At 72.2% G+C, this 24,204-nt stretch carries 17 protein-coding genes; 10 read left to right on the forward strand and 7 right to left on the reverse strand.

Translation table 11 applies throughout. The features are described from left to right. Positions 1 to 31: 31 nt before the first annotated feature. Positions 32 to 877, forward strand: a complete 846-nt coding sequence (mltG, locus tag ACH4G3_RS19775; protein WP_397625702.1) for an endolytic transglycosylase MltG — start codon at positions 32 to 34, stop codon at positions 875 to 877. 12 nt (positions 878 to 889) lie between these two features. Here the strand turns inward: mltG and ACH4G3_RS19780 are convergent, their stop codons facing one another. The 5 genes from ACH4G3_RS19780 to ACH4G3_RS19800 form a co-directional block, all read right to left on the reverse strand. Further along, positions 890 to 1,972 carry an NAD(P)-binding domain-containing protein gene (locus tag ACH4G3_RS19780; RefSeq protein WP_397625703.1) on the reverse strand — a complete coding sequence of 361 codons (1,083 nt, stop codon included), beginning with the start codon at positions 1,970 to 1,972 and terminating at the stop codon, positions 890 to 892. A 55-nt stretch (positions 1,973 to 2,027) separates the two neighbouring features. Further along, on the reverse strand, positions 2,028 to 3,053 hold the full coding sequence (locus ACH4G3_RS19785) for an ABC transporter substrate-binding protein (RefSeq protein ID WP_397625704.1): 1,026 nt from the start codon (positions 3,051 to 3,053) through the stop codon (positions 2,028 to 2,030). Positions 3,054 to 3,089: 36 nt separating this feature from the next. Then, complete coding sequence (locus tag ACH4G3_RS19790; protein WP_397625705.1) at positions 3,090 to 3,830, reverse strand: ABC transporter ATP-binding protein; 741 nt, start codon at positions 3,828 to 3,830, stop codon at positions 3,090 to 3,092. Then, positions 3,803 to 4,672, reverse strand: a complete 870-nt coding sequence (locus ACH4G3_RS19795; RefSeq protein WP_397625706.1) for an ABC transporter permease — start codon at positions 4,670 to 4,672, stop codon at positions 3,803 to 3,805. Before ACH4G3_RS19795 ends, ACH4G3_RS19790 begins: the two co-directional genes overlap by 28 nt. A gap of 190 nt (positions 4,673 to 4,862) precedes the next feature. Next, positions 4,863 to 4,946, reverse strand: coding sequence for a putative leader peptide (locus ACH4G3_RS19800; protein WP_349817350.1), 84 nt, complete (start codon positions 4,944 to 4,946; stop codon positions 4,863 to 4,865). A 122-nt stretch (positions 4,947 to 5,068) separates the two neighbouring features. Between ACH4G3_RS19800 and ACH4G3_RS19805 the strand changes: the two genes are divergently transcribed. The 7 genes from ACH4G3_RS19805 (at position 5,069) to ACH4G3_RS19835 (ending at position 15,992) form a co-directional block, all read left to right on the forward strand. Next, positions 5,069 to 5,491 carry a secondary thiamine-phosphate synthase enzyme YjbQ gene (locus ACH4G3_RS19805; protein WP_037671216.1) on the forward strand — a complete coding sequence of 141 codons (423 nt, stop codon included), beginning with the start codon at positions 5,069 to 5,071 and terminating at the stop codon, positions 5,489 to 5,491. Between the two features lie 144 nt (positions 5,492 to 5,635). Further along, complete coding sequence (locus ACH4G3_RS19810) at positions 5,636 to 8,644, forward strand: SpoIIE family protein phosphatase (protein WP_397625707.1); 3,009 nt, start codon at positions 5,636 to 5,638, stop codon at positions 8,642 to 8,644. Between the two features lie 67 nt (positions 8,645 to 8,711). Then, positions 8,712 to 10,841 carry an ATP-binding cassette domain-containing protein gene (locus tag ACH4G3_RS19815; protein WP_397625708.1) on the forward strand — a complete coding sequence of 710 codons (2,130 nt, stop codon included), beginning with the start codon at positions 8,712 to 8,714 and terminating at the stop codon, positions 10,839 to 10,841. Further along, entirely contained in the window at positions 10,838 to 11,962 is a 1,125-nt protein-coding gene (locus ACH4G3_RS19820; protein ID WP_397625709.1) for an ABC transporter permease, read from the forward strand. Before ACH4G3_RS19815 ends, ACH4G3_RS19820 begins: the two co-directional genes overlap by 4 nt. Before the next feature lie 46 nt (positions 11,963 to 12,008). After that, the gene (locus ACH4G3_RS19825) at positions 12,009 to 13,172 is read left to right on the forward strand and encodes a substrate-binding domain-containing protein (RefSeq protein ID WP_397625710.1); all 1,164 of its coding nucleotides are present in this window, start codon (positions 12,009 to 12,011) and stop codon (positions 13,170 to 13,172) included. Between the two features lie 169 nt (positions 13,173 to 13,341). Beyond that, positions 13,342 to 14,448, forward strand: coding sequence for an FAD-dependent oxidoreductase (locus ACH4G3_RS19830; protein ID WP_397625711.1), 1,107 nt, complete (start codon positions 13,342 to 13,344; stop codon positions 14,446 to 14,448). 143 nt (positions 14,449 to 14,591) lie between these two features. Then, positions 14,592 to 15,992, forward strand: coding sequence for a cytochrome P450 (locus ACH4G3_RS19835; protein ID WP_397625712.1), 1,401 nt, complete (start codon positions 14,592 to 14,594; stop codon positions 15,990 to 15,992). A 193-nt stretch (positions 15,993 to 16,185) separates the two neighbouring features. Here ACH4G3_RS19835 and ACH4G3_RS19840 read toward each other — a convergent pair whose 3' ends face one another. Beyond that, a complete protein-coding gene (locus tag ACH4G3_RS19840) occupies positions 16,186 to 16,791 on the reverse strand; it encodes a response regulator transcription factor (protein WP_397625713.1) in 606 nt (201 codons plus the stop codon). A gap of 215 nt (positions 16,792 to 17,006) precedes the next feature. Here ACH4G3_RS19840 and ACH4G3_RS19845 point away from each other — a divergent pair, with 215 nt between their 5' ends. Beyond that, positions 17,007 to 18,488 (forward strand): MFS transporter, encoded by a 1,482-nt coding sequence (locus tag ACH4G3_RS19845; RefSeq protein ID WP_397626168.1) that lies wholly within the window; start codon positions 17,007 to 17,009, stop codon positions 18,486 to 18,488. A gap of 16 nt (positions 18,489 to 18,504) precedes the next feature. Here the strand turns inward: ACH4G3_RS19845 and ACH4G3_RS19850 are convergent, their stop codons facing one another. Further along, entirely contained in the window at positions 18,505 to 20,493 is a 1,989-nt protein-coding gene (locus ACH4G3_RS19850) for a GDSL-type esterase/lipase family protein (RefSeq protein ID WP_397625714.1), read from the reverse strand. Positions 20,494 to 20,808: 315 nt separating this feature from the next. Here ACH4G3_RS19850 and ACH4G3_RS19855 point away from each other — a divergent pair, with 315 nt between their 5' ends. Beyond that, positions 20,809 to 24,189 (forward strand): NACHT domain-containing protein, encoded by a 3,381-nt coding sequence (locus tag ACH4G3_RS19855; RefSeq protein ID WP_397625715.1) that lies wholly within the window; start codon positions 20,809 to 20,811, stop codon positions 24,187 to 24,189. Positions 24,190 to 24,204: the final 15 nt, after the last annotated feature.

The raw sequence follows: 24,204 nt of genomic DNA on the forward strand, positions 1-24,204 counted from the left end.
TTTATGACGGTATGCGGGTTACCGTGCCCGCATGCAGAAGAACACTCCGCCACGGAGCACGATTCGACTGACGCGCCGGGGCCGTATCGCGCTCGTCGCGACCGGAGCCGTCGTGGTGGGCACCGCCGTGGCGGTGCCGCTGCTGACCCTGGGCCACGAGGAGCACGGCCGGCCCTCGACCCTGGTGATCCCTGAGGGCTGGCGCGCGAGCCAGGTCTACGCCGCCGTCGACAAGGCCTTGGCCCTGCCTCCCGGCAGCACGAAGAAGTCCCTGCCGAAGGCCGCCCTCAAACTGCCGAACGACGCCGAGGGCAACCCGGAGGGCTATCTCTTCCCGGCGGCCTATTCGCTCGAGGAGACGACGACCCCGGAGAAGCTCCTGGCGCAGATGGTCGACACCGCGAACGAGAAGTACAACGGCGCGCCCATCGCCGCGGGGGCGCAGCGCAACGCCATGAACCTCTACCAGGCCGTCACCATCGCCAGCATCGTCCAGGCGGAGGCGGCCACCAAGGCCGACATGGGCAAGGTCGCCCGCGTCGTCTTCAACCGCCTCGAACGCGGCATGCCGCTCCAGATGGACTCCACCATCAACTACGCGCTCGGCCGCTTCACTCTCCGCACCACGGCGAACGACACCCGGATCGACAGCCCCTACAACTCGTACCAGCGCATGGGCCTGCCCCCCACCCCCATCGACAACCCCGGCGAGGAGGCCATGCGCGCGGCCATCAACCCACCCCCGGGTGACTGGCTGTACTTCGTCACGGTGCGCCCGGGCGACACCCGCTTCACCGCGGACTACGCGGAACACCAGCGGAATGTCGCGGAGTTCAACGCGCACCAGAAGAAGGGCGCCGCGCGGGCGGCCGGATGACCCGCCAGGGCGTCACGCGGCGACCGGCTCCTGCGCCAGCAGTCGCCTGATGTCGCGGACGGCCGCGCGGCCGGCGCGGTTGGCGCCGATGGTGCTGGCAGACGGGCCGTAGCCGACGAGGTGGACACGCGGGTCGGCGGCCGCGCGGGTGCCCTCCAGGCGGATGCCGCCGCCCGGCTCGCGCAGGCGCAGCGGGGTGAGGTGGTCGATGGCGGCGCGGAAGCCGGTGGCCCAGAGGATGACGTCGGCGTCGACGTGCCGGCGGTCCTGCCAGTCCACCCCCGTCGGCGTGATGCGGTCGAACATCGGCTGCCGGTCGAGCACCCCGTCCTCGATGCCCTGCCGGATCGCGTCGTTGAGCGGCAGCCCGGTGACCGAGACGACACTCCTGGGCGGCAGGCCCTGCCGAACCCGTTCCTCGACGAGCGCGACGGCCGCCCGGCCCGCGTTCTCGTCGAAGGGGCCCTCGCGGAAGACGGGCGGGCGCCGGGTCACCCAGGTGGTGGACGCCGCGTACGGGGCGATCTCCAGCAGATGCTGCGTGCCCGAGGCGCCACCGCCCACCACGACGACCCGCTGCCCGGCGAACTCCTCCGGTCCGCGGTACTGCGCGGTGTGCAACTGCCGCCCCCGGAAGGTCTCCTGGCCCGGATAGCGCGGCCAGAACGGCCGGTCCCAGGTGCCGGTCGCGTTGATCAGCGCCCGCGTCGACCACACGCCCTGCGAGGTCTCCACCAGCAGCCGCCCTCCCCCAAGGACTCCCTCGCGTACGGCCCGCACGTCGACGGGGCGCCGCACCCGCAGGTCGAAGGTCCGCTCGTACCGGTCGAAGTAGTCGCTGATCACCTCGGCGGACGGCCGCGCCGGATCCGCGTCCGTGAGCTCCATCCCCGGCAGCGCGTGCATCCCGTGCACCTTGCCGTACGTCAGCGACGGCCAGCGGAACTGCCAGGCACCGCCGGGACCGGGGGAGTGGTCCAGCACGACGAAGTCGCGGTCCGGCTCGAAACCGGCTCGCCGCAGGTGATAGGCGCCGGCCAGACCGGCCTGACCAGCGCCTATGACGACTACCTCGACCTCGCGTGTGTTGTTCACGCTTCTACTAACAGCGCCGGGGGCGTCGATCTTCCCCGCCGATCACCGGACGTCCCTAGCCCTCCGAGGGCCGGGGCGCGGTCGTCGACGGAGGCAGGTCGCCGTTGAACCGGGTGTCGGTGAAGTCGGCGAAGTCGACCTTGCGCGGGATGAGCTTCAACGCCGTGAACGTGTCGGCGATCTCCTGCTCGGAGGCGATCAGCGGCTTGTCGACGGCGACCTCGACCCGGGTGGTGTAGGTGCGCTTCACCGCCGCCAGTGCCACGTCCTCGGGGAGCCCGGTGTCCTTCGCCCAGACCTTCGCCCACTCCTCCTCGTGGTCGTACACCCACGTGTAGGCGCGCCGCAGCCGCTCCAGGTAGTCCTTGACGGCGGCGGCCTTCTTCTTGTCCTTCAGCGCATCCGGTGCCGCGACCTGGAAGGTGAGCCCGTTGGTCACACCGTCGCCGTCGGTCAGGACCCGTCCCTGCCCGGCCTTCAGCACCTGCGAGGTGTACGGGTCCCACACCGCCCACGCGTCGACCTTGCCGGCGGTGAACGCGGCGAGCGCGTCGGCCGGCTGGAGATACTTGACCTTGACGTCACTCGGCTTCAGCCCGGCCTTCTTCAGGGACGCGACCAGCTGGAAGTGAGCGGAGGATCCCTGGGCGACGGCGATCGACCTGCCCTTGAGCTGCGCGGGGTTCTTCAGGGGCGAGTCGTCCGGCACGAGGACGGCGTCGCCCTTGGACGTGCCGTGCCACGCGGCCACGACCTTGATCTTCGAACCCGCCCCGGCCGCGAACACCGGCGGAGTGTTGCCGACGCCGCCGATGTCCACGGCCTTGGCGTTCACGGCTTCCAGCAGGGGCGGGCCGGAGGTGAACGTCGACCACTTGATCTTGTAGTCGAGGTTCTTCAGTTCCCCCGCCGCGCGCAGGATGGCCTCCGAACCTCCCTTCTGGTCACCGACGTTGATCGTGACGGGGCCGTGGCCGTCGGTGCCGCCGTCCGACGTGCCGGCGGCCGAGTTCCCGCCGCAGGCGGTGAGCAGCAGGGCGAGGGGGAGGAGCAGGGCGGCGGGGGCGAGGCGTCGTCGCATGGCGGTTCCGTTCGTGTGGGTCGTGCGTGAAGAAGTTCAGGCGGCTTCGGCGGCCGTCGCCTCGACGCCCAGGCGTTCGAGGAGAGTGGCGCGCAGTGCGGCGAAGCGCGGGTCGGTGATGTCGCGGGGACGGTCGAGGTCGATGCGCTGCTCGTGGGCGATGACGCCGCCGTCCATCACCAGGACGCGGTCGGCGAGCAGTACGGCCTCCTCCACGTCGTGGGTGACGAGGAGCACCGCGCAGCCCCGGCGCTGCCACAACTCGCCCACGAGCCGCTGGGCCTTGATGCGGGTGAGGGCGTCGAGCGCGCCGAACGGCTCGTCGAGCAGCAGCAGATCGGGCTCGCGCACCAACGCCCGTGCGAGCGAGGCACGTTGGGCTTCGCCGCCGGAGAGCGTCTTGGGCCAGGCGGCCGAGCGGTGGCCGAGGCCGACCTCGTCGAGGGCCTGCTCGGCGACGGCCCGTTCGGGCTTGCCGGGCAGGCCGAGCAGGACGTTGCGCCACACCTTCTTCCACGGCATCAGCCGGGGTGCCTGGAAGGCGACGGCCTTGCGGCGCGGCACCAGGACGGTGCCCTCGATGTCGCGGTCGAGCCCGGCGAGGATGCGCAGCAGCGTCGACTTGCCGCAGCCGCTGCGCCCGAGCAGGGCCACGAACTCGCCCGGCCGGACGTCCAGTCGCAGATCGTCGATGACGGCACGGCCGTCGAAGGACCGCGTGAGCCCCTCGACGTGGACCGCCTGGGGGGTCACCGGCCGGTGAACGTCGGTCGCCATTGCAGCAGCACCTTTTCGAGAGAGCGGACGATGAAGTCGGCGAGCAGGCCGAGGAAGGCGTAGACGACCAGGCAGACCACGATCACGTCGGTCCGCAGGAAGTCCCGCGCCTGCACCATGAGGAACCCGATGCCGGAGTCGGCGTTGACCTGCTCGGCGAAGACCAGCGCGAGCCAGGCGATGCCGAGCGAGTAGCGCAGACCGGTCATGGTGTTCGGCAGCGCGCCCGGGAGGACGACGTGCCGTACGAGTCCCCAGCGCGACAGCCCGAGGGACTCCCCGGCCTCGATCAACTGGGCGTCCACGCCGCGGATCCCGGCGTAGACGTTGAGGTAGAGCGGGAAGGTCACGCCGAGCGTGATGATGGCGACCTTGGGAGCCTCGCCGATGCCGAACCAGATGATGAACAGCGGGATGAGCCCTACGAACGGCACGGTCCGCAGCATCTGCACTGGCGCGTCGACCAGGTCCTCCCCGATCCGGAACAGGCCCGAGAGCAGGGCGAGTCCGGTGCCGACAGCCAGGCCGAGCAGCAGTCCGGCCGCGACCCGCTGGAGCGAGGTGCCCATGGCCGCGGGCAGTGAGCCGTCGGCCACCATGTCCCCGGCGACCTGGGCGATACGGCCGGGCGAGGCGAGCACGTCCGGCTGCAACGCGCCCGTGCTGCTGAGGAGTTGCCACAACGCCAGCAGCAGGACCGGGCCGGTGGTGCGGCGCAGCCAGCGGGGGACGCGGGTGCGGCGGGCAGAGGTGGGGACGAGGGGTTGGAGGTCCAGGTCAGGAGCCGATATAGGCGAAATATCGGGTTCTGATGACCTGGGCGGGGCATGGCTGATGCTCATGAAGGCTCCACGAGGGAAGAGCGAGGGCAGGGTGAGGCGCACCTCGCCACCGCCGCACCGACGAGAACAGGGAGTTCAGGCGAGAACGGAGGAGTTCAGGTGAGAACCGGGAAGTTCAGGCGAGAACAGGGAAGTTCAGCGGGCAGGCGGAACCACGGCGAGGGAACCGGAATGCGAGGGGGGGAGGGCGTCAGCAGCCGCGGCGACACGCGGCGGATGCCACCCGCAGCAGGTCGATGTGACCGCGCGTGGTGAGCAGGGCTGAACGCAACATGCGGCTGAACTTAGCCAGCTTGCCTGCGCACGGTCAACGGGCGTCTCGTCCTGTGGACGCCGGTACCGCCACCCGGGCGGGGGCAGCCGGGCGGAACCGGGCGCGTGCGTCAGGATGGGGGCATGTCAGATGTCTTCACCACCCGAGTTCTGAACGTCCGCACCGGTTCCACGGAGAGGGTCGTCGACATCACCGGCGACTGCGAGTCCTTCCTGCGGGAGGCGGCGGCCGGGCGTGACGGCCTCCTCAATGTCTTCGTCCCGCACGCGACGGCCGGAATCGCCGTTCTCGAGACCGGTGCCGGCAGCGACGACGACCTCCTGGCCGCACTGCACACCCTGCTGCCCGCCGACGACCGCTGGCAGCACCGGCACGGCAGTCCCGGCCACGGCCGCGACCACGTCCTGCCGGCCCTCGTCCCGCCGCACGCAACCCTGCCGGTGCTGGGCGGCCGGCTGGAGCTCGGGACATGGCAGTCGGTGTGCCTCGTGGACACGAACAAGGACAACCCGGAGCGGAAGGTGCGGTTGAGTTTCCTGGGGTGACCGGGGTCCGCCCGGCCGGAGCCCTCGGTGCGGTGCCCGAACGGCTCTGGCACACCGTGACGCGTGCCCGTAATGCCCGTATCCTCGTCAATGCCAGATTCTCTTCCGAGCAGCGGATGATCGCGGGCGCAAGCGAGGCGAAGCGTGGTTCGGTCCGGCGAGGAACCCAAGCCGGCGGGACGTGCGACTGAGGGCACGGGGCCCGCCCGGCTGCGTGAGCGGTTTCTCCAGGGCGAGCCGGTCGACACGGGTGTCCGGACGTCCATCCTGAACTCGTGGCGGCGCAGCCGGTCCCTGGGCCTGTCGCCGGACGGGACCGACCTCCCCTACCGGGAGGACTTCGACGCCGGGGGCCGTATCGTCCGCGCGGCGGTGCCGGTGCTCGACCGGCTCCAGATCGCGTTCTCCGGCAGCCAGATCAACATCTCGGTCGCCGACGCGAACGGGACGGTCCTCCTGCGCCGGTTCGGGGATCCCTCGATGGCCAGGAACCTCCCGGCGATCCAGCGGGTGCCGGGATTCGTGTTCGCCGAGCAGGTCGCCGGCACCAACGGCATCGGTCTCGCCCTGGCGGAGCGGCAGCTCATCCGTGTCTACGGCGCCGAGCACTTCGCGGAACGCTCCCAGGGCAACGCCTGCGTCGCGATGCCCGTCCGTGACCCGCTCAACGGGCGGATCGAGGGCGTCCTGTGCTTCGGCTATCCGCGCAGTTTCGAACAGCCCGCGCTGGGCGCGGCGATCCGCCGGGCGGCCGAGAACATCGAGCGGCGGCTGCTGGGGCAGAGCTCCGCGCACGAGCGCGCCCTGCTGCGGACGTACCTGGCCGCCGGGAGCGAGGCCGGCGCGCACGGCGGCATCGCCCTCGACGCGGTGGCCGACGAGTTCCACCCGCGTGACCAGGCGGTCCTGAGGGAGAAGGCCGCCGAGCTGATCTCCCGCGGGCAGCGGGCCGCCATCGACGTGACCCTGCCCGGAGGCCGGCGGGTGACTCTCGTGAGCCGCCCGATGACGAGCGCCTCCGGGGTGCGGGGCTTCGCTGTCGAGGCGGTACTGCCCGGCGCCCCGGCAGGAGGGGCTCTCGTCCTCCCGCACCAGGCGGACGAGCTGCCGGACCTCGCCGCCCTTGCGGCCGCCCAGCTGCCCGCCCGACCGTCGGTCACCCTGCCGTCCGGATATCTCGCCGCCGCGTCCGGCCCGGCCGTCGCGCCCGACGGTGACCGGCTGCCCGCGGGGTACGGCGACACCGGCGGGGCCGAGGGCGGCAGGGGGGCGGCGGACGGCGCTGGGGGCGTGGCTGACGGTGGTCCCGGTGTGGCCGGTGGCGGTGCGGGCACCGTCGACGGTGGCGGGGACGGTGGCGGGGACGTTGGCGGGGATGCCGCCGACGGCGGTGGGGACGCGCCGTACGGCGGCAGTGGCGCGGTGGACGACCGCACCGGCTCGCCCTTCCCGGCCCGGGGGCTCGTCATGGTGGGGGAGCCGCACGTCGGGGCCTACGCCCTGGCCGCGCGCCGGCGCCTGGAGCTGCTGTCCGAGGCCAGCGCCCGCATCGGCACGACCCTGGACGTGCGCCGTACCGCCGAGGAACTGGCCGAGACGGCGGTCCCGCGCCTGGCCGACTTCGTCACCATCGACCTGCCCGACGCCGTCCTGCGCGGTGAGGAGTCCGCCGACCCCCTCGCCGACCTGCGCCGCACGGTGCTGCACGGCGTCCGCGACGGACTGCCCTTCACACAGCCCGGCAAGCGCATCGAGTTCGGCCCGACCGCGCCCCAGCTGCGCTGCCTGACCAGCGGCGAGGCGGTGCTGGAACCCGACCTGAAGGCCGCCGCGGGCTGGCTCGCCCAGGACCCCGAGCACACCGCACACCTGCTCGCCCACGTCCAGTCCCTCATCGCGGTGCCCCTGCTCGCCCGGGGTGTCGTCCTGGGCATCGCCAGTTTCTACCGCGCCGGGAGCTCCTTCGGGGACGACGACCGTTCGCTGGCCCAGGAGCTCGCCGCCCGCGCCGCCCTGTCCATCGACAACGCCCGGCGCTACACCCACGAGCGCACCATGGTCCTGGCTCTGCAGCGCAGACTCCTCCCGCACGGTCTGCCCGACCAGGACGCCGTCGAGGTCGCCCACCGCTATCTGCCCGCCGAGTCCGACGTGGGCGGGGACTGGTACGACGTCATCCCGCTCTCCGGCACCCGTGTCGGGCTCCTCGTCGGCGACGTCGTCGGCCACGGCATGCTCTCCGCGGCCACCATGGGCCGGCTGCGCACCGCCGCGCGCAGCTTCGCCGAGCTCGACTTCTCCCCGGACGAGGTCCTCACCCACCTCGACAACCTCGTAGGACGCCTGGACCGGGAGGACCCCGACGGCAAGGGCGCGGGGGTCATCGGCGCGACGTGTCTGTACGCCGTCTACGACCCGACCGAGCAGCGGTGCCTCATGGCGCGCGCCGGTCACCCGCCGCCCGCACTCGTCCACCCCGACGGCACCGTGTCCTATCCCGACCTTCCGGCCGGGCCCCCGCTCGGTCTCGGGGGTCTGCCGTTCGACACGGTCGGGATCGACCTCCCCGAGGGCAGTCAGCTGGTGCTCTACACCGACGGACTCATCGAGGACCGCAACCGCGACGTCGACGTGGTCCTGGAGCAGTTGCGTACCGCCCTGGCCCACCCGGAGCGGGCACCCGAGGACACCTGCCAGGCGGTCCTGGACACCGTGGCGCCCGCGCACCCGCACGACGACATCGCCCTGCTCGTCGCCCGCGTGCACGCCCTGGATCCCGGCCGGATCGCCACCTGGGAGCTGCCCGCCGACCCGGCGGTGGTCGCCGAGACGCGGGCGTCGGCCATGCGGCGCATGGCCGACTGGGGGCTGGACGAGACGGCGTTCGCCGTGGAGCTGATCCTCAGCGAGCTGATCACCAACGCCATCCGGCACGGCGCCGGGCCGATCCGGGTCCGGCTGCTGTACGGGCGCACCCTGATCTGCGAGGTCTCCGACGTCAGCAACACCGCCCCCCATCTGCGCCGGGCGGCCAGTACGGACGAGGGCGGACGCGGACTGTTCCTCGTCGCGCAGCTCTCGCAGAGCTGGGGCACGCGCTACCTCCCCGAGGGCAAGGTCATCTGGGCCGAATGCGGGCTCGACGCCGCCTGACGGGTCCGCCGACCCGCGTGGGAGTCGCAGCGGCCGAAAGGTGCCCGAAATGCTGTAATTTGATCGGGTGCGCGACGCTCCTGACACGCCGGTGAAGGCGGCTTCACCCTTCGGGCCGGAGCCCTTGGTCCGTATCCGCGGGCTCGGCAAGCGGTTCGGCGGGACCGTCGCGCTGGCCGGGGTCGACCTCGACGTCCACGCCGGCAGCGTGCTCGCCCTCCTCGGGCCCAACGGCGCCGGCAAGTCCACGCTCATCAAGGTCCTCGCCGGCGTCCACCCCGCCGACGCGGGACAGATCACCGTCGACGGTATGCCTCTCGGCAGTCCCGCCGCGTCCCGGAGCATGTCCTTCATCCACCAGGACCTCGGTCTCGTGGAGTGGATGACGGTCGCCGAGAACATCGCCCTGACCACCGGGTACGCACGCCGGACCGGGCTGATCTCCTGGCGGCGCACGCGCGAGCGCTGCGTCGACGCGCTGCGGACCGTCGCCGGGCACCTCGACCCCGACGCGCCGGTCTCCGGGCTCTCACCGGCCGAGCGCTCACTCGTCGCGATCGCCAGGGCCCTGGCGGCCCGCGCGAAGCTCATCGTCCTGGACGAGCCGACCGCCCGCCTGCCCGCCGCGGACAGCGCCCGGCTCTTCGGCGTCCTGCACGACCTGCGCGACCGCGGCCACGCCATCCTCTACGTCAGCCACCGCCTGGACGAGGTGTACCAGGTGGCCGACACCTACGCCGTACTGCGAGACGGCCGCCTCGTCAGCCACGGCAGACTCGCGGACCACGCCCCCACCAGCTTGGTCCACGACATCGTCGGCGAGCACCCCGAACCCCCTGCCACCGGCCCCTCACCGGCTCCCCAGTCCCCTGAAACTCCGGCCACGGAGGGCCCGCCCGACGGCCTGGCCGGTGCGCCGGTTGCCGACGGCCTGGCTGGTGCTCCGCCTGCCGACGGCCCGGCTGGCACTCCGGCTGCCGGCGGCCTCGCCGATGCGCGGGTTGCCGACGGCCCGGCTGACACTCCGGTTGCCGGCCACCCGGCCGGTACTCCGGGTGCTGACCGTCCCGCCGGTACTCCGGCTGCGGACGGTCCCGTCGGCATGCGGCCCGTCGACCGCTCGGCCGTGTCCCCGGGTGGGGATCGTCCCGCTGGCGCTTCGCCTGCCGACGGCCTTGCCGGTGCGCCGGTTGCCGACGGCCCGGCTGGTGCTCCGCCCGCCGACGGCCCGCCCGGCACTCCGGCTTCCGACGGTCTCGCCGGTGTTCCGGCCGTCGACGGCCCGGGCGGTACTCCGGCTGGTGACCGTATCGCCGGTGGCGGTGCGGATCGTCCCGCCGCTGGTTCGGCCGCCGATCGCGCGGCCAGTCCTCGGGGCGCCGCCGGCCCTGGCGGTACGGCGCCGCCCGCTGCCCGCCCCGCCAAGCCCCCGGGCCGTACACCGCCCGTCCTGACCCTCGACGGTGTGCGGGCCGCGCGGGCCGGGCCGGTGAGTCTGGAGCTCGGGGCCGGTGAGGTCCTCGGGCTGGTCGGGTTGTCGGATGCCGGGCACACGGAGCTGGGGCGGGCCCTCGCCGGGGACCGGCCCCTCCTCGGAGGACGGGCCGTGCTGCTCGGGCGGCCCTATCAGCCCCGCACGGTCGCGGAGGCCGTCGCCCGCGGCGTCGGCTTCGTACCGGGGGACCGGCTGCGCGAGGGCTGCCTCGCCGAACTGACCGTGCGGGAGAACCTCCTGGCCAATCCCCGCGCGGGCGGCCGGCCGGCGCCGCGCTGGATCGGTCCCCGCCGCGAGCGCGTCCAGGCCGCCGCCCTGATCGACCGGTTCTCGGTGCGTCCCCGCGACAGCGAGGCCCCCATCGCCACGCTCTCCGGCGGGAACCAGCAGAAAGTCATGATCGGCCGCTGGCTGCGGACGGAGCTGCGGCTGCTGATCCTCGAGGAGCCGACCGCGAGCGTCGACATCGGCGCCAAGGCCGCGATCCACCGCCTGCTCGACGAGGCGCTGTCGGCGGGCCTCGCGGTCCTGCTCCTGTCCACCGACTTCGAGGAGATCGCGAGCGTGTGCGGGCGCACGCTGGTCTTCGTCCGCGGGGCCGTGACGGCCGAGCTGAGCGGCAGCGCCCTCACCGTCACCGGGCTCACCCGGGCTGCCTCGGCCATGCCCGCGCCCACCGCGACGGCCGTGACGAAGCCATGACCGAACCGCCCGCCCCCTCCCCGCCCCGCTCCAAGCGCCCGCGCGCCCCCGGCGGGCACCGCATCGGCGCCTACGGTCTGCTCGCCCTCACCGCCCTGCTCTACCTGGTCTTCTCCCTCGCCCTGCCGGACACCTTCCCCACCCTGGACACCGTCGACTCGATCCTGTCCAACCAGTCGATCCCGGCCGTCCTCGCGCTGGCCGCAATGGTGCCCATCGTGACCGGCGCGTTCGACCTCTCCATCGGCTACGGCCTCGGACTGGCCCACGTCATGGTGATGCAGCTCGTCGTCAACGAGAACTGGCCCTGGCCGCTCGCCTGCCTCACCGTGCTCGCCGGAGGGCTGGTCGTGGGCGTCCTCAACGGCGTCATCGTCGAGTTCGGCCGGATCGACTCCTTCATCGCCACCCTCGGTACCGGCAGCATGATGTACGCCGTGACCGGCTGGATCACCGACGGCAGCCGGATCGTCCCGGGCCCGCAGGGCCTCCCGCCCGGGTTCACCGACCTCTACGACTCCACGTTCCTCGGCCTCCCGGTCCCCGCCTTCTACGTGCTCGCCCTCGCGGGAATCCTCTGGCTGGTGCTGGAGCGGCTGCCGCTCGGCCGGTACCTGTACGTCGTCGGATCGAACCCGCGCGCGGCCGACCTCGTCGGCATTCCGACCCGGACCTACACCGTCTACGCGTTCGCCGCCTCGGGGCTGATCGTCGGTTTCGCCGGTGTGCTGCTCGCGTCCCAGCAGCAGATCGGCAACCCGAGCGTCGGCCTCGACTACCTGCTGCCCGCCTTCGTCGGAGCCCTGCTCGGCTCGACGGCGATCAAACCCGGCCGGCCCAACGCCCTCGGCACCGTCGTCGCCGTCGCCGTCCTGGCCGTAGGCCTCACCGGCATCGCCCAGCTGGGCGCCGACTTCTGGACGGTGCCGCTGTTCCACGGCGGGACCCTGCTCATCGCCGTGGGCCTGGCCGGATACGCCGCCCGCCGCCGGCTGCGCGGCGGCGCCGCCGCCCGCGACACACCCGCCGCGCCGCCCCCACCACCGTCGACCCCAGCACCGTCGTCCCCGCCACCGTCCTCCCCGACGCCGGAGGGCGGTACCGCGGGATCACCCCCCTGACCCCCTCGGCACGTTCCGCCGCGCCGATCCCCTCACAGGAGCCCCCGTGCACCGCAATCGCAAGGCCGCCCCCGGAGCCCGCACCACGCGGCTCGCCTGCTGCGCCCTGCTGGCGACGGCGACCGCCCTCCTCGGCTGCGAACGCGGTTCGTCGGACGGCGCGGACCAGACCGCGACGGGCCCGAGCGGCTGCCCCGACGTCCAGGCCGGGGCCCGGGCCGCCGTCACCCGGGCGGAGCGGACCGACATCCCCTGGGGCGGCCCCACCAGCGGCCCGGAGGCGGTGCCGGGCAGGACCATCGTCTACGTCGCCCAGACCATGACCAATCCCGGTGTCGCGGGCGCCGCGAGGGGGGTGCGGGAAGCCGCACGGGTCATCGGGTGGAACGTCCGCGTGATCGACGGCCAAGGCACCCCCGCCGGCATCCAGGCGGCCATGAGCGAGGCCGTGGCCCTCAGGCCGTCGGGCATCGTCATCGGCGGCTTCGACCCCGACTCGACGGCACAGCAGGCCGCCCGGGCCAACGCGCAGCGCATCCCGCTCATCGGCTGGCACGCGGTCCCCGAGCCCGGCCCGAGCCGGCAGCCCGACCTCTTCACCAACGTCACCACCCGCGTCCAGGAGGTGGCCCGCATCAGCGCGCAGTGGATCATCTCCGACTCGGACGGCCGCGCCGGGGTCGTGCTCATCACCGACGCGTCGATCCCCTTCGCCAGGAACAAATCCGACCTGATCAGGAAGGAACTCACCAGCTGCCGGGGGGTGCGGTTGCTGTCCGTCGAGAACATCCCGATCCCCGACGCGAGCAGCCGCACCCCCCGGGAGATCTCCTCGCTGCTCTCCCGGTTCCAGGACCGGTGGACGCACTCCGTCGCCATCAACGACCTGTACTTCGCCGACGCCGCCCCCGCCTTCCGCGCGGCCGGCGAGAAGGGCTCGGGGCCGCCGTACAACATCGGCGCGGGCGACGGTGATCCGTCCGCCTTCCAGCGCATCAACAGCAGGCAGTACCAGGCCGCCACCGTGCCCGAACCGCTGTCCCTCCAGGGCTGGCAGATCGTCGACGAGTTCAACCGGGCCTTCTCCGGCCGCCCGGCCAGCGGCTACACGGCCCCCGTCCACATCGCCACGGCCGGCAACAGTGACGGCGCCACGAGCTGGGATCCGTCGGGCTACCGGGAGGCGTACCGGAAGATCTGGGGGAAGTGACGTCCGGTCAGGGTGCCGATCCCTTCACGGAACATGCACGGAACCTCGGAATCTCTTTAAGTTTCAAGAGCTAATCTCACCGTCAGTCGAGTGGCCGCCGGGGGCCGATCCGAGCGGGGCCCGTTCCGCGGCGGCACTCGCACCCCCCACCAGGCACAGGAGACTGGGTGTGTACGACGGCGACGTAGTGGTGATCGGCGGCGGCTACGGCGGTGTCAGGCTGGCGAAGCGGCTGGACACGACGGCCCGGGTCACGCTGGTGGACCGCAAGGAGGTCTTCTTCCACCGCGTCGCCTCCCTGCGCGCGGGTGTGCGCCCCGAGTGGACGCACACGCCCTTCATCCCGTACGACCGGCTGCTCCACCACGGCCGCGTCGTCGCGGGCAAGGCCGTCCGTATCGACACCGCCGAGCGGCAGGTCGTCCTCGCCACGGGCGAGCGGCTGCCCTACGACGTGGTCGTGATCGCCACCGGCGCCGACTACCCCGAGCCGGCCCGCTTCGTGGGCACCACCGTCGAGGAGGCGGCCAAGTCGTTCGCCGAACACCAGCGCAACGTCGCCACGGCCGAGCACGTCCTCGTCGTCGGCGGCGGCCCCGGCGGCGTCGAACTCAGCGCCGAGATCCGCCTCGCCCGGCCGGAAGCCCGCGTCACGCTCGCCCACTCCGGGCCCGCGCTGCTCGACTCCACGGGCAGCGCGCGGCCGGGACGCAAGGCCCTGTCGTGGCTGGAGTCCCACGACATCGAGGTACGGCTCGACTCGTTCATGTCCCCCGGCAACGACTTCGGCACCTACCGCGACGGCCGCGGCGACGTCATCGAGGCCGACCTTTCCTTCTGGGCGACGGGCACCACACCCAACACGCTCTGGCTCCGCCTGGCCGGACACGGTGACTGGCTGAACAGGGACGGACGCGTCAAGGTCGACCGGACGCTCCGGGTCGAGGGCAAGCTGGACGTGTTCGCCGTCGGCGACGTGAACGACGTCAGCGAACTCAAGATCACCCCCGCCGCCCTCGCGCAGGCGGACATCGCCGCCCACAACATCCGCGCCTACCTGCAGAGTTCGGGCAGGCACCGCAAGGAGCCACGCTTCTACCGGCCGGTCCAGCGCACCCCGCTCATCGTGCCGTTCGGCCCGGCCGACGGACTCACCGTGCTGCCCGTGCCGGGCGGCGAGTCCGCCGTCCTCGGCAGCCGTACCACCGTCATGGCCAAGGCGAAGACCCTCATGACGCCCTACATGCGGCGCCAACTCGGTTACACCGCTGCCTGATCCACGGCCCGGCGCCGGATCACCCCCGTGTGATCCCACCCCCCGTCGTTACCCGCCGGTTGCCTCTGGGGTAGGGTCCCCACCGTTTCCGGTTACCGGCTGATGGTGCACCGGTACGGGGCGTGTCGGAGGGTGGCAAGACGATGGACTCCCAGTGGGGTGACGGCGGATCAGTGGACCTGGACGACACGCGGCTGGAGGCGCTGAGTCCCCAGCCGCTGCTGACCCGTGACTACGAGACGCGCCCCGCGCTCGTGTACGAGCGGCTGAGGCAGCAGCACGGCCCGGTCGCGCCGGTCGACCTGCTCGGCGTACCCGCCTGGCTGGTCCTCGGCTACCGCGAGGCGCTCCAGGTCCTCCAGGACAACGACGGCTTCCCCAAGGGGCTGGAGAACTGGCGGGCCCGCTCCGAGGGCCGGGTGCCGGCCGACTGGCCGCTCGGCCCGTCCCTGGAGGTCAACCACATCCTGATCCAGGGCGGCCCCGGTTACCGGCCGCTGCGCACGGCCTGGGACGTGGCCCTCAAGCCGTTCCAGGACCCGCGCCACCCCCAGGCCAAGCGCCTCAAGGCCGCCGTCACCGCCTACGCCGACGAGCTGATCACCCTGGTCGGGCAGGGCGGGAAGACGGGCGTGGCGGACCTGTCCGCGCAGTTCTCCCGGCCGCTGCCGCTGATGGTGGCCAGCCATCTGCTCGGCTTCCCCGGCTCACAGGGCGACGACGCGCTGATGGACATGTGGCGCGTGCTCGACGCGGGCCCGGACGCGGAGGCCGCACTGGAGCGCCTGCTCGCGACACTGGCGGAACTGGCCGCGACGAAGCTGGAGAAGCCGGGCGACGACTTCCCCTCCTACCTGCTGGCCGCGCACCCGGATCTGTCGCTCGACCATCTGGCCCGCGAACTGTTCATGCTGCTCGGCATGACCTCCGACCACGTCGGCATCCTCATCTCCAACACCGTCGTGGAGGTCATCTCGGGCGAGGGCAGCGTGCGCGCCAGCCTGTCCGCCGGGATGGTCAGGGAGGCCATGAACCGGTCCGTCATGCGCAAGCCGCCCCTGGTGAACTTCGTCCCGCGCTTCGCGGCCGAGGACACCCCGCTCGGCAACTACACCATCCGGGCCGGCGACCCGGTGTGGGTCTCCTCGGCGGCCGCGCACGCCGACCCGCTCTTCGCCGACCACGTCGCCTCCGGCACCACCATCAGCACCCGGGCGCATCTGTCCTGGGGAGCCGGACCGCGCCAGTGCCCGTCGCGGGAGCTCGCCTCGACGGTCGCGGCGGCCGGTGTGGGGCGCCTGTTCGAGCGGTTCGACCACCTCGATCTCGCCCTGCCCGCCGACCAACTGCCCTGGCGCTCCTCCCCGTTCATGCGCGGCCTGCGCTCGCTGCCCGTGCGGTACGAACTCTCCGCGGCGCCTGCCCGGCCGCCGGCGGACGGACCCGCGCCGGAGGTGGCCCAGGAGGTCCTGCCGGACCAGTCCGCCAGGCAGCGCTCCTCGCTGTGGCGCTATCTGACCGGCCTGATCCGAGGCGGCCGCTGACCGGGCGGCCGGGTCGGAACGCCCATGCCGTATCACTGTTCCTCCCGGTCCGGGGGTGACGGTCTCACGGCGCCGGCGTGACGAACGATGCTGTTGCACGGCTTCCCGCTCTGCGATGCTCGACGGAGATCGGCGGGACAGGGCGAGAGGGCCCGCGGGGGCCGGGCAGGTTCACCTCGATGACCTGCCCGGTTCACACCCAGCCCGACTCCACGGCGATCCGGATCGCATCGATCCGATTGCGGCCGCCCGTCTTCCTGGTGATCGCCGACAGATGGTTGCGGACCGTCGCAACGGACAGGCACAGCCGCTGCGCGATCTCCCTGGTGGGAGTGCCGTCGGCGGTCAGCCGCAGCACCTCCACCTCGCGCGGGGTCAGCGGGTTGGCCCCCGCGTCCAGCGCGGCCAGCGCGAACTCGGGGTCGACGAACCGCTGCCCCCGCACCAGCTTGCGCACCCCGTGGACCAGCCGGTCCGGCGGGGCGTTGGTGCTGATGACGCCCGCGGCGTGCAGATCGAGCATGCGGCGCAGCCGCTCGGGCGTCGTCGAGGCCATCATCAGCAGCATCCGGCACTCCGGCAGCCGCGCCCGCAGCTCGCCCCGGACGGCGACCGCCTCGCCTTCCCTGGAGTCCACGTCGATCACGGCCACGTCGGGCCGGCACGCCACGGCACGCGCCACCACGTCACTGTTGCCGTCGGCCTCGGCGACGACCTCGATGTCGTCCTCACGGGACAGCAGCGCAGCGAACGCTCCCCGCACCAGGCGGGTGTTCTCGACGAGAAGAACGCGGATCACTGTCGCTCCCACTCGGCCGTCGCGGCCCGATGACCGCCTTGAACGATTGTCACCGCAAACCATGGCAATTTCAGTGCGGCGGTACCGCCGTTGATCGAGTGGTGAGGCCCGGAAGCCGGGCGTACCGTCGAACGGTGGACACCGCAGGCAGCAGCCCGCAGCCGGCTACACCACAGGCGACCACCACCAGGGAATCCGGTGGTGGCGGGAACGCGATGGCACTGTTCGTCATCGCCTCGTGCCAGCTGATGGTGGTCCTCGACATCACGATCGTGAACATCGCGCTGCCGCACATCCAGAGCGCGCTGGACTTCTCCACCACGAGCCTGGCCTGGGTGGTCAACGCCTACACCCTCACCTTCGGCGGCCTGTTGCTGCTCGGCGGCAGGGCGGGCGACATCCTGGGACGGCGGCGCGTCTTCATCTTCGGCGTGCTGCTCTTCGTATTCGCCTCCCTCCTCGGCGGATTCGCCCAGAACGCCGGTCAACTCCTGGGCGCACGCGCCCTCCAGGGTGTCGGCGGCGCCATCGCCTCCCCGACGTCCCTCGCCCTGATCAGCACCACCTTCCGCGAAGGACCGGAACGCAACCGTGCCTTCGGGGTCTTCGCCGCGGTATCGGCGGGCGGCGGCGCGATCGGCCTGCTCGCGGGCGGAATCCTGGTGGAGTGGCTGAACTGGCGGTGGGTGCTGTTCGTGAACGTGCCCATCGGCCTGCTCATCGTGCTCGCCACACCGCGCTGGATCAGGGAGTCCGAACGCCACCCCGGGCGCTTCGACATCACCGGCGCGCTCACCTCCACCGCGGGCATGGTGCTGCTCGTCTACGGATTCATCAGGGCCGCGCAGGAGGGCTGGCGCGACGCCCTCACCCTCGCCTCGTTCGGTGCGGCGGCCGTCGTCCTGACGGGCTTCATCCTGATCGAGCGGCGCTCCAGACAGCCCATCACGCCCCTGCACATGTTCGCCGACCGCAACCGTGCGGGCACGTACGGCATCATGCTGTGCCTGGCCGCCGCGATCTTCGGCATGTTCTTCTTCCTCACGCTCTTCGTGCAGAACGTACTGGGGTTCAGCCCGCTCGAAGCCGGCCTCGCCTTCCTGCCGGTCAGCGCGGTCATCGCCATCGGCGCCGGACTGGCCTCGCGGTTCCTGCCCGTCTACGGGCCCAAGCCGTTCATGGTGATCGGCGCGATCCTGGCCGCGGCCGGGCTGGCCTGGCTCACCCTGACCGACGTGCACTCCACCTACGCGGGCAGCGTCCTCGGCCCGATGCTCGTCTTCAGCCTCGGCATGGGCATGGAGTTCGTGTCGCTGACCCTCATGGCGCTGTCCAACGTGTCCACGCCGGAGACCGGCGCCGCATCCGGACTGCTCAACGCCACCCAGCAGGTCGGCGGCTCCCTCGGCCTGTCCATCCTGGTCACCATGTACGGCACGGCCAGCACCAACGAAGCCGGGAAGCAGATACCGCTCTTCCTTCAGCAGGCGCCCCCTGCCGAGCGCCTGCGCTTCGAACGCACCGGGCAACTGCCGAAACCCTGGTCCGACGAGATCCTCACCGCCGGCGTCTCGGCCGCCTTCATCATGGCGGCGATCTTCACCGCCGTCGCCGCGCTGATCGCCCTGATCGTCATCCAGGTCCGCCCCTCCGACCTGGACCGCCTCAAGGGCGGGGCGGGCCCCGGCCCGATGTGAGGCCCGCCCCGGCGGCCTACCCTCCGATCCTCGCCGCGATGACCGGCGCCAGCCGGTCGGCGATGACCCGGTGCCCCCGGTCGTTGGGATGCACCGAGTCCGTCAGATCGCCGGAGCCCAGCCAGCCGGTCGTGTCGACGAAGGAGACCCGAGCGTCACCGGCGGCGACCGCGGCCTTCACAGCGGCCTCGGTCTGCGGGACGTACCGTCCGCGGAACGTCTCCAGCGCGAAGATCCACGCCTGCGGATACGCCGCGCGGACCTTGCGCAGCAGACTGCTGTACGCCGACTGGAACTGCGCGGAACTCACCCCGTGCCCCACGTCGTTGGTGCCGAGGTTGATGACGACCGCGTCGGCCCGGTAGCGGGAGAAGTTCCAGTCGGGCGTCGCGGCGTTGGGGCTGAGCTTGGTGAACTGCCGCTCGAGACCCACACAGCCGTCCGCCGCGGCCACCAGGCACGCCCCGCCCTGTGCGATCTGCGTGTGCTCGACGCCGAGCCGCTCCCCGATCAGCCAGCCGTACGCGGTACGGGCGTTCTGCGAGGTCGTCGTGCCGACGGTGATCGAGTCGCCGACGAACTCGACCAGCTTCGCCGGGGCCGGCGGGGCGAAGGTCGTCGCGCCGCTGTCCAGGACGAGCCCCTGGAAGACGGCGTCGCCCTTGTACGAGCCTGCCACCACCTGGTAGTTGACCTGGAGCGTGTGGTTGCCGGAGGTGAGGGCCGACGGGGTCAGGTTCACCGTTCCCTTGACGTCGTCGTAGAACGTCACCGGCCCGTTGTCGATCCGCGCCCACAGGTCGATCGTGCCCCGCTGCTTCAGCTTGACCGTCCGGCCGGTGAAGCCGACGCGGTAGTAGGCGCCCGCCCAGTACGGCGTGTAGGCGGTGGCGGAGCTGGTGGTGTCCCAGCGGCCGGTGAACTTGATGTTCGGGTCGCCGGGCTGCCCGGGAGCCGCCGCCTTCACCATGGCGCCGCTGCCGAGCCGGGCGCGGACGACCGATGCCAGGCGCTCGGCGAACTTGGTGTGACCCGCCTCGTTGGGATGCCCGTTGCCGTCCTCGTAGTCGGCGCCGTCGGTGAGCCAGCCCGAGGTGTCGACGTAGTGCACCCGGGCGTCACCGGCGCTGTTGCGGGCGCTGACGGCGGCCCTGGTCTCGGTGACGTAGCGCTTCTTCAGCGTCTGCACCGCGAAGAGATGCGCCGTGGGGTACTTCGCGCGCACGTCCCGCAGGAACGTCGTGTACGCCGACTGGAAGGCGGCGCCGGACACGCCGTGCCCGATGTCGTTGGTGCCGAGGTTGATGACGACCGCGTCGGCCCGGTACCGGGAGAAGTCCCAGTTCGCGCCTCCCGTGCTGGCCGTCTTGAAGAACTGCCCGCTCAGACCGGTGCACCCCGACTGCGCGACCAGGCAGTACCCGGAGCGGGCGATCTGCGTGTGCCGCATCCCCAGCCGTTCCCCGGTCTTCCAGGCGTACGAGTCCAGCGCCAGCCGTTCGGTCAGGGCCCCGGCCGTGATGGAGTCGCCGACGAACTCCACCAGCCCGGACGGGGCGCCGGCGGCGACGGTCCCCGCGCCGGAGTCCAGGACCAGACCCTGGAAGACGGTGTCACCGGAGCGGTAGGACAGGCGCAGGGTGTGGGTGCCGGGGGAGAGCGGCCGGGGGGTGAGGTTCACCGTGCCGCGCACACCGGCGTGGAAGACGTCGGGGCCGCCGTCGATGCTGGCGTAGAAATTGACCGCGTTCCTGGCCCTGACCTTCACCGTCGTGCCGGTGAAGCCGGTCTGGAGGTAGCCGCCGGTCCAGTTGGGCACGGCCGCGGTCCCGGAGGAGGTGTCCCAGCGTCCGACGTACGCGATGTTGGGATCGGACACCGAGCCGTCCCCCGCCGCGGCCCGCGCGGGAGAGCCGCCCGTCAGGGACAGCAGGCAGGCGAGCAGCGCGGTGGTGAGGAGAGCGGGCAGGGCCCGTCTGGGGGAGGGATGGGGGGAGGTCTGCACGGGGTTCCCTTTCACGTGGGGGGTGGTTGGGAGCGCTCCCATGAGCAGCGTTTCGAGGGAAGCAGTGAAACGGTTCAGACGTCAAGTGGTCCAGCAGGGGCGAAAGTTGCGAACGGGGGTCCGCGCGGCCCGGCGTGGCGGGGTACGGCCGGGTGGCGGGTCCCGGCGGCTTCCGTCGGGTGAACCTGGCGCCCGCGGACGCCCCGGACCCTGCGGGCGCGGAACCCTCACGGGGTGAACGGTGGTACGCGTGCTTCTCAAGGTCCTGCCGCCCCGCGACTCGAAGGAGGAGGACTGTCGCGACTGCTCGGGCGGATGCTCCGTGACGGGCTCGGCCTGCGCCGCGCGCTGCACCGGCGCCGGCTGATGCGGCAGGGCTACGACCGGACCCGGACCTGGCGGGTCCGCAAGAGCGGCGGGTACGTGGCGCTGCTGGTGCTGACGTTCCTCGGGGCGCTGCTCCTGCTGTTCCTGGTCGTCACGGCCGTCATCACCCTGTCGCAGGAAAAGAGCTTCTGGTCGCCCACCGCATGGGTGGGCGACCAGTGCAAAAAGGATGATTTCAGCTGCACCGTCCTCCAGTCCCTCTTCATGCCCTTCCTCACCCTCGCCCTGGCCACCGTCACCTACCTCTTCTTCCGGTTCAGCCATGTGCGCCGGGGCTACCTGCGGAAGGCGCGCCAGGAACCCCACGAGCTCGTGGAGACCGCGGGCGGAATCTTCGGCCGGGTCGTGGGCCGCGACCAGCTCTGCTCCGTCCTCATGGAGGACCTGCGGGACCGCCGCTTCCGCCGCACGCACGTCGTCGTCGGCGGCATCGGCACCGGCAAGACCGCGCTGGTCGTGCTGCTGACGCAGCGGCTCGCGGAGCGCGGAGCGGTGCCCGTGCCGCTGCGGATGCGCGCAGCCGACAAGAACCTCGACTTCCGGGAGCTGGCCTTCGAGCGCTTCTGCCGGGAGGTGCAGGGCAACATCCGCTCCGCCGCCGAGGCGGAGAAGGTGTGGCGGCGGCTGTGCCAGCAGGGGCGGATCGTGGTGCTCGCGGACGGCCTGGAAGAGGCGCTGACCGCCGAGGACCTGACGGAGGAGCGCGACACCATCATCCGGCTGGCCATCCGCCGTGCCAACGAGGAGGGCCTGCCGCTGATCATCACCTCCCGGCCGCACGACTCACTGCACGGCATGGAGGCGTCCCTGACCGAGCTGGAGCCGCTGAGCGAGGAAGCCGCCCTCACCTACATCTCGTCCGGCGGCGCAGGGGAGGACCGGCAGCGGCTGGACTGGATCGTCGAGCGGGCCGGCATCGCCGAGGCCCCGACCTACCTGGAGATCGCCGCCGAACTGCACGAGCAGGGACTGCTGGAGCGCGCCCTCGCCGGCCAAGGGGAGGAGGAAGCCGTCGAGACGCGGGGCGGCGACCGGGCGTCCCTGAGGTTCCACCTGTTCGAGACCTGGCTCAGCGCCCTGATCAGCGGCCGCATCGGCCCGCAACAGCCGCTCTCCCCGGAGGAGCGCCGCGCGGTCGTCCACTACCTGTCCGCGCTGGCGTGCGTGGGACTCGCCCTCGACACCTCCGAGGTGCGGTTCGCCGACGTCGTCGACGAGCAGGACCCGGCCCGCTCCCGCTTCCCCGAGATCGTCCGGGAGCTGGCCCGCAGGGTCGGCGACAGCGGCATCGACCTCAGGCTCGCCGCCCACTGGGGCGCCGGGATGGAGCTGGTCGAGCTCGGCGGCGACCGCGTCCGCTTCCAGCACAGCGTGATCCAGGCCCAGTTGGGGGCCCGCTTCCTGAACGCGGTGATCCACCCCGACGTCCCGGCACAGCCGACGGAGGGCTCGTACTTCCCGGCGGCCCTGCGCGAACCGGGCCGGGAACTGCTGATCGCCATGGTGCTGCACTCCCGGCTGCCCGACGGCGCGTGCGTCCACGAAGAGCCGGGCGCGGCGGGCTCCGACGGGACACTGTGGTGCCCGGTGAGCGCCGCCCGGGACCTGCTGATGGACGCCGCCTGCCAGGCACAGACGGTCAGGAACACCACACCCCACAACGACGACAAGCACCAGGTACGGCCCCTCTTCGGCCGCACCCTGCACAGCAAGGCCCTGGAGCTGTACGCGGCCGCCCTGGAGATCGACAGCGTCGACGCCCAGCCGGAGCAGCACCTCATCGCCATGCGGCTGTGCACGTCCTGGCCGGATCTGCGGGCCCGCGACCCGCACACCCTGCGCACCGCGAAGGCCCTGCTCGTGGGCCGGTTCGGCGACGCCATGCGCGGCGTCGCACAGCGGCAGACCCTCAGGCCCGCCTATCTGGAGATGTTCGAGATCGCACGACTCGAGCCCTCCTACCCGGTGCGGCTGGCCATCGCGCAGGAGATCGGCGCCGGCGGGGACCTCGCCTTCGCCGCGCTCCAGCCGAGGCTGCGCGGGCCGCAGCTGGTCGAAGGCCTGCGGGTCGAGCGGGAGTCCGACTGGCGGGAGAAGCTGTGGGGCGGGCAGCAGCCGGAGCTGGTGGGGGAGCGGGAGACCAGACTGCGCCGGCAGGGCGAGGGCCAGGTCGCGCGCATGAAGCGGGAACTGAAGGAGCGTGAGGACGAGCGGCGCCTGGAGCGCAGACGGGAACGCGAGGACCGCGAGGCCGAGGAACGGCAGTGGCGGGACAACACCCTGTGCGCCTGGCTGATCCCGCTGCTCGTCGGATCGGTCACCACCCACCGGCACCAGGACACCCCGTACGCGTTCCTGGAGAGCTGGGTGCGGCGCGTCGGCGTCCGGTCGGACGGTCTCGACGGGGTCGCCGGGCTCGACCTCAGCGTGGAGGTGGCACTGGCCCAGGGATTCAAGTACGCGGCGAACCGCCGGCACCGCCATCCGCACGCCCGGCCCGAGGCCCGCGAGTACCTGAGCGAGCAGGCGTGGGACATGCTCAAGCGCTCCCGGTTCTGGTTCACGCGCCTCACGCTGCTGCACGCGCTGACCCTGTGGGACCTGCCCGACGGCAACGTCGCAGGTCGCCCGTCAGGCGGTCATGGGTCCGACCCCGCCCAGCAGGTCCGTCAGTGGCTGGCCCGGCCGGACGGCGAACCGGAGCACCCGTTCGTGACCGCGGCCGGGAAACTCTGCGTCTGGGCCCTGGAGACGCGGCAGCCCGAACGGTTCCTGTGGATCGACGAGTCGGGCGTCGCCGCGCACGTCGGCTCCCAGACGTCCCAGGGCGAGGCACGCAAGCACAATCTGTGGATCCCGCCCTCCACGGGCTGGAGCGCCCTGCACCCGACCGCGCAGCAACTCCTCGCCGACGTGCTGCTGCTCCTGAACCTGGCCGAACGGGGAGACTGGCCCACCGACCGCATCCGGCGCCTCCAGCACACCGACCGGCCCGACCTGCCGCCCTGCCTCACCCTGGACCGCACCCCGCTGGACCCGGGCGGCACCACCGTCCGCACGGCCTCCTCCCAGGCGGGCTCCAACTGCCGCGACGACTGCGCCTTCGAACTGTGCCCGTACCCGCCCAAGGGCCTCGACGGCCACCGAGCGGAACTCGGCGAGGCCTTCTGCCGCGCCCAGTCCACCCTTCTGTCCCGCTTCCCGTTCCGTCCCAAGGCCTCCTGGCAGCGCCGCACGAACACCACGGAGCTGCGGAGGTTCTGGGAGTCGATGGGGCATCGGGCGCAGCACAACTCGAGGCAGCGGTGAGCGGACCGGCGGCCG

This window comes from Streptomyces afghaniensis (assembly GCF_044327915.1).
GTDB classification, from domain to species: Bacteria; Actinomycetota; Actinomycetes; order Streptomycetales; family Streptomycetaceae; genus Streptomyces; species Streptomyces afghaniensis.

Coding starts and splice junctions, on each gene's coding strand:
- mltG (WP_397625702.1), top strand. CDS start 32: ATGCAGAAGAACACTCCGCCACGGAGCACGATTCGACTGACGCGCCGG.
- ACH4G3_RS19795 (WP_397625706.1), bottom strand. CDS start 4,672: ATGAGCATCAGCCATGCCCCGCCCAGGTCATCAGAACCCGATATTTCG.
- ACH4G3_RS19790 (WP_397625705.1), bottom strand. CDS start 3,830: ATGGCGACCGACGTTCACCGGCCGGTGACCCCCCAGGCGGTCCACGTC.
- ACH4G3_RS19820 (WP_397625709.1), top strand. CDS start 10,838: ATGACCGAACCGCCCGCCCCCTCCCCGCCCCGCTCCAAGCGCCCGCGC.
- ACH4G3_RS19785 (WP_397625704.1), bottom strand. CDS start 3,053: ATGCGACGACGCCTCGCCCCCGCCGCCCTGCTCCTCCCCCTCGCCCTG.
- ACH4G3_RS19855 (WP_397625715.1), top strand. CDS start 20,809: ATGCTCCGTGACGGGCTCGGCCTGCGCCGCGCGCTGCACCGGCGCCGG.
- ACH4G3_RS19835 (WP_397625712.1), top strand. CDS start 14,592: ATGGACTCCCAGTGGGGTGACGGCGGATCAGTGGACCTGGACGACACG.
- ACH4G3_RS19845 (WP_397626168.1), top strand. CDS start 17,007: ATGGCACTGTTCGTCATCGCCTCGTGCCAGCTGATGGTGGTCCTCGAC.
- ACH4G3_RS19800 (WP_349817350.1), bottom strand. CDS start 4,946: ATGTTGCGTTCAGCCCTGCTCACCACGCGCGGTCACATCGACCTGCTG.
- ACH4G3_RS19805 (WP_037671216.1), top strand. CDS start 5,069: ATGTCAGATGTCTTCACCACCCGAGTTCTGAACGTCCGCACCGGTTCC.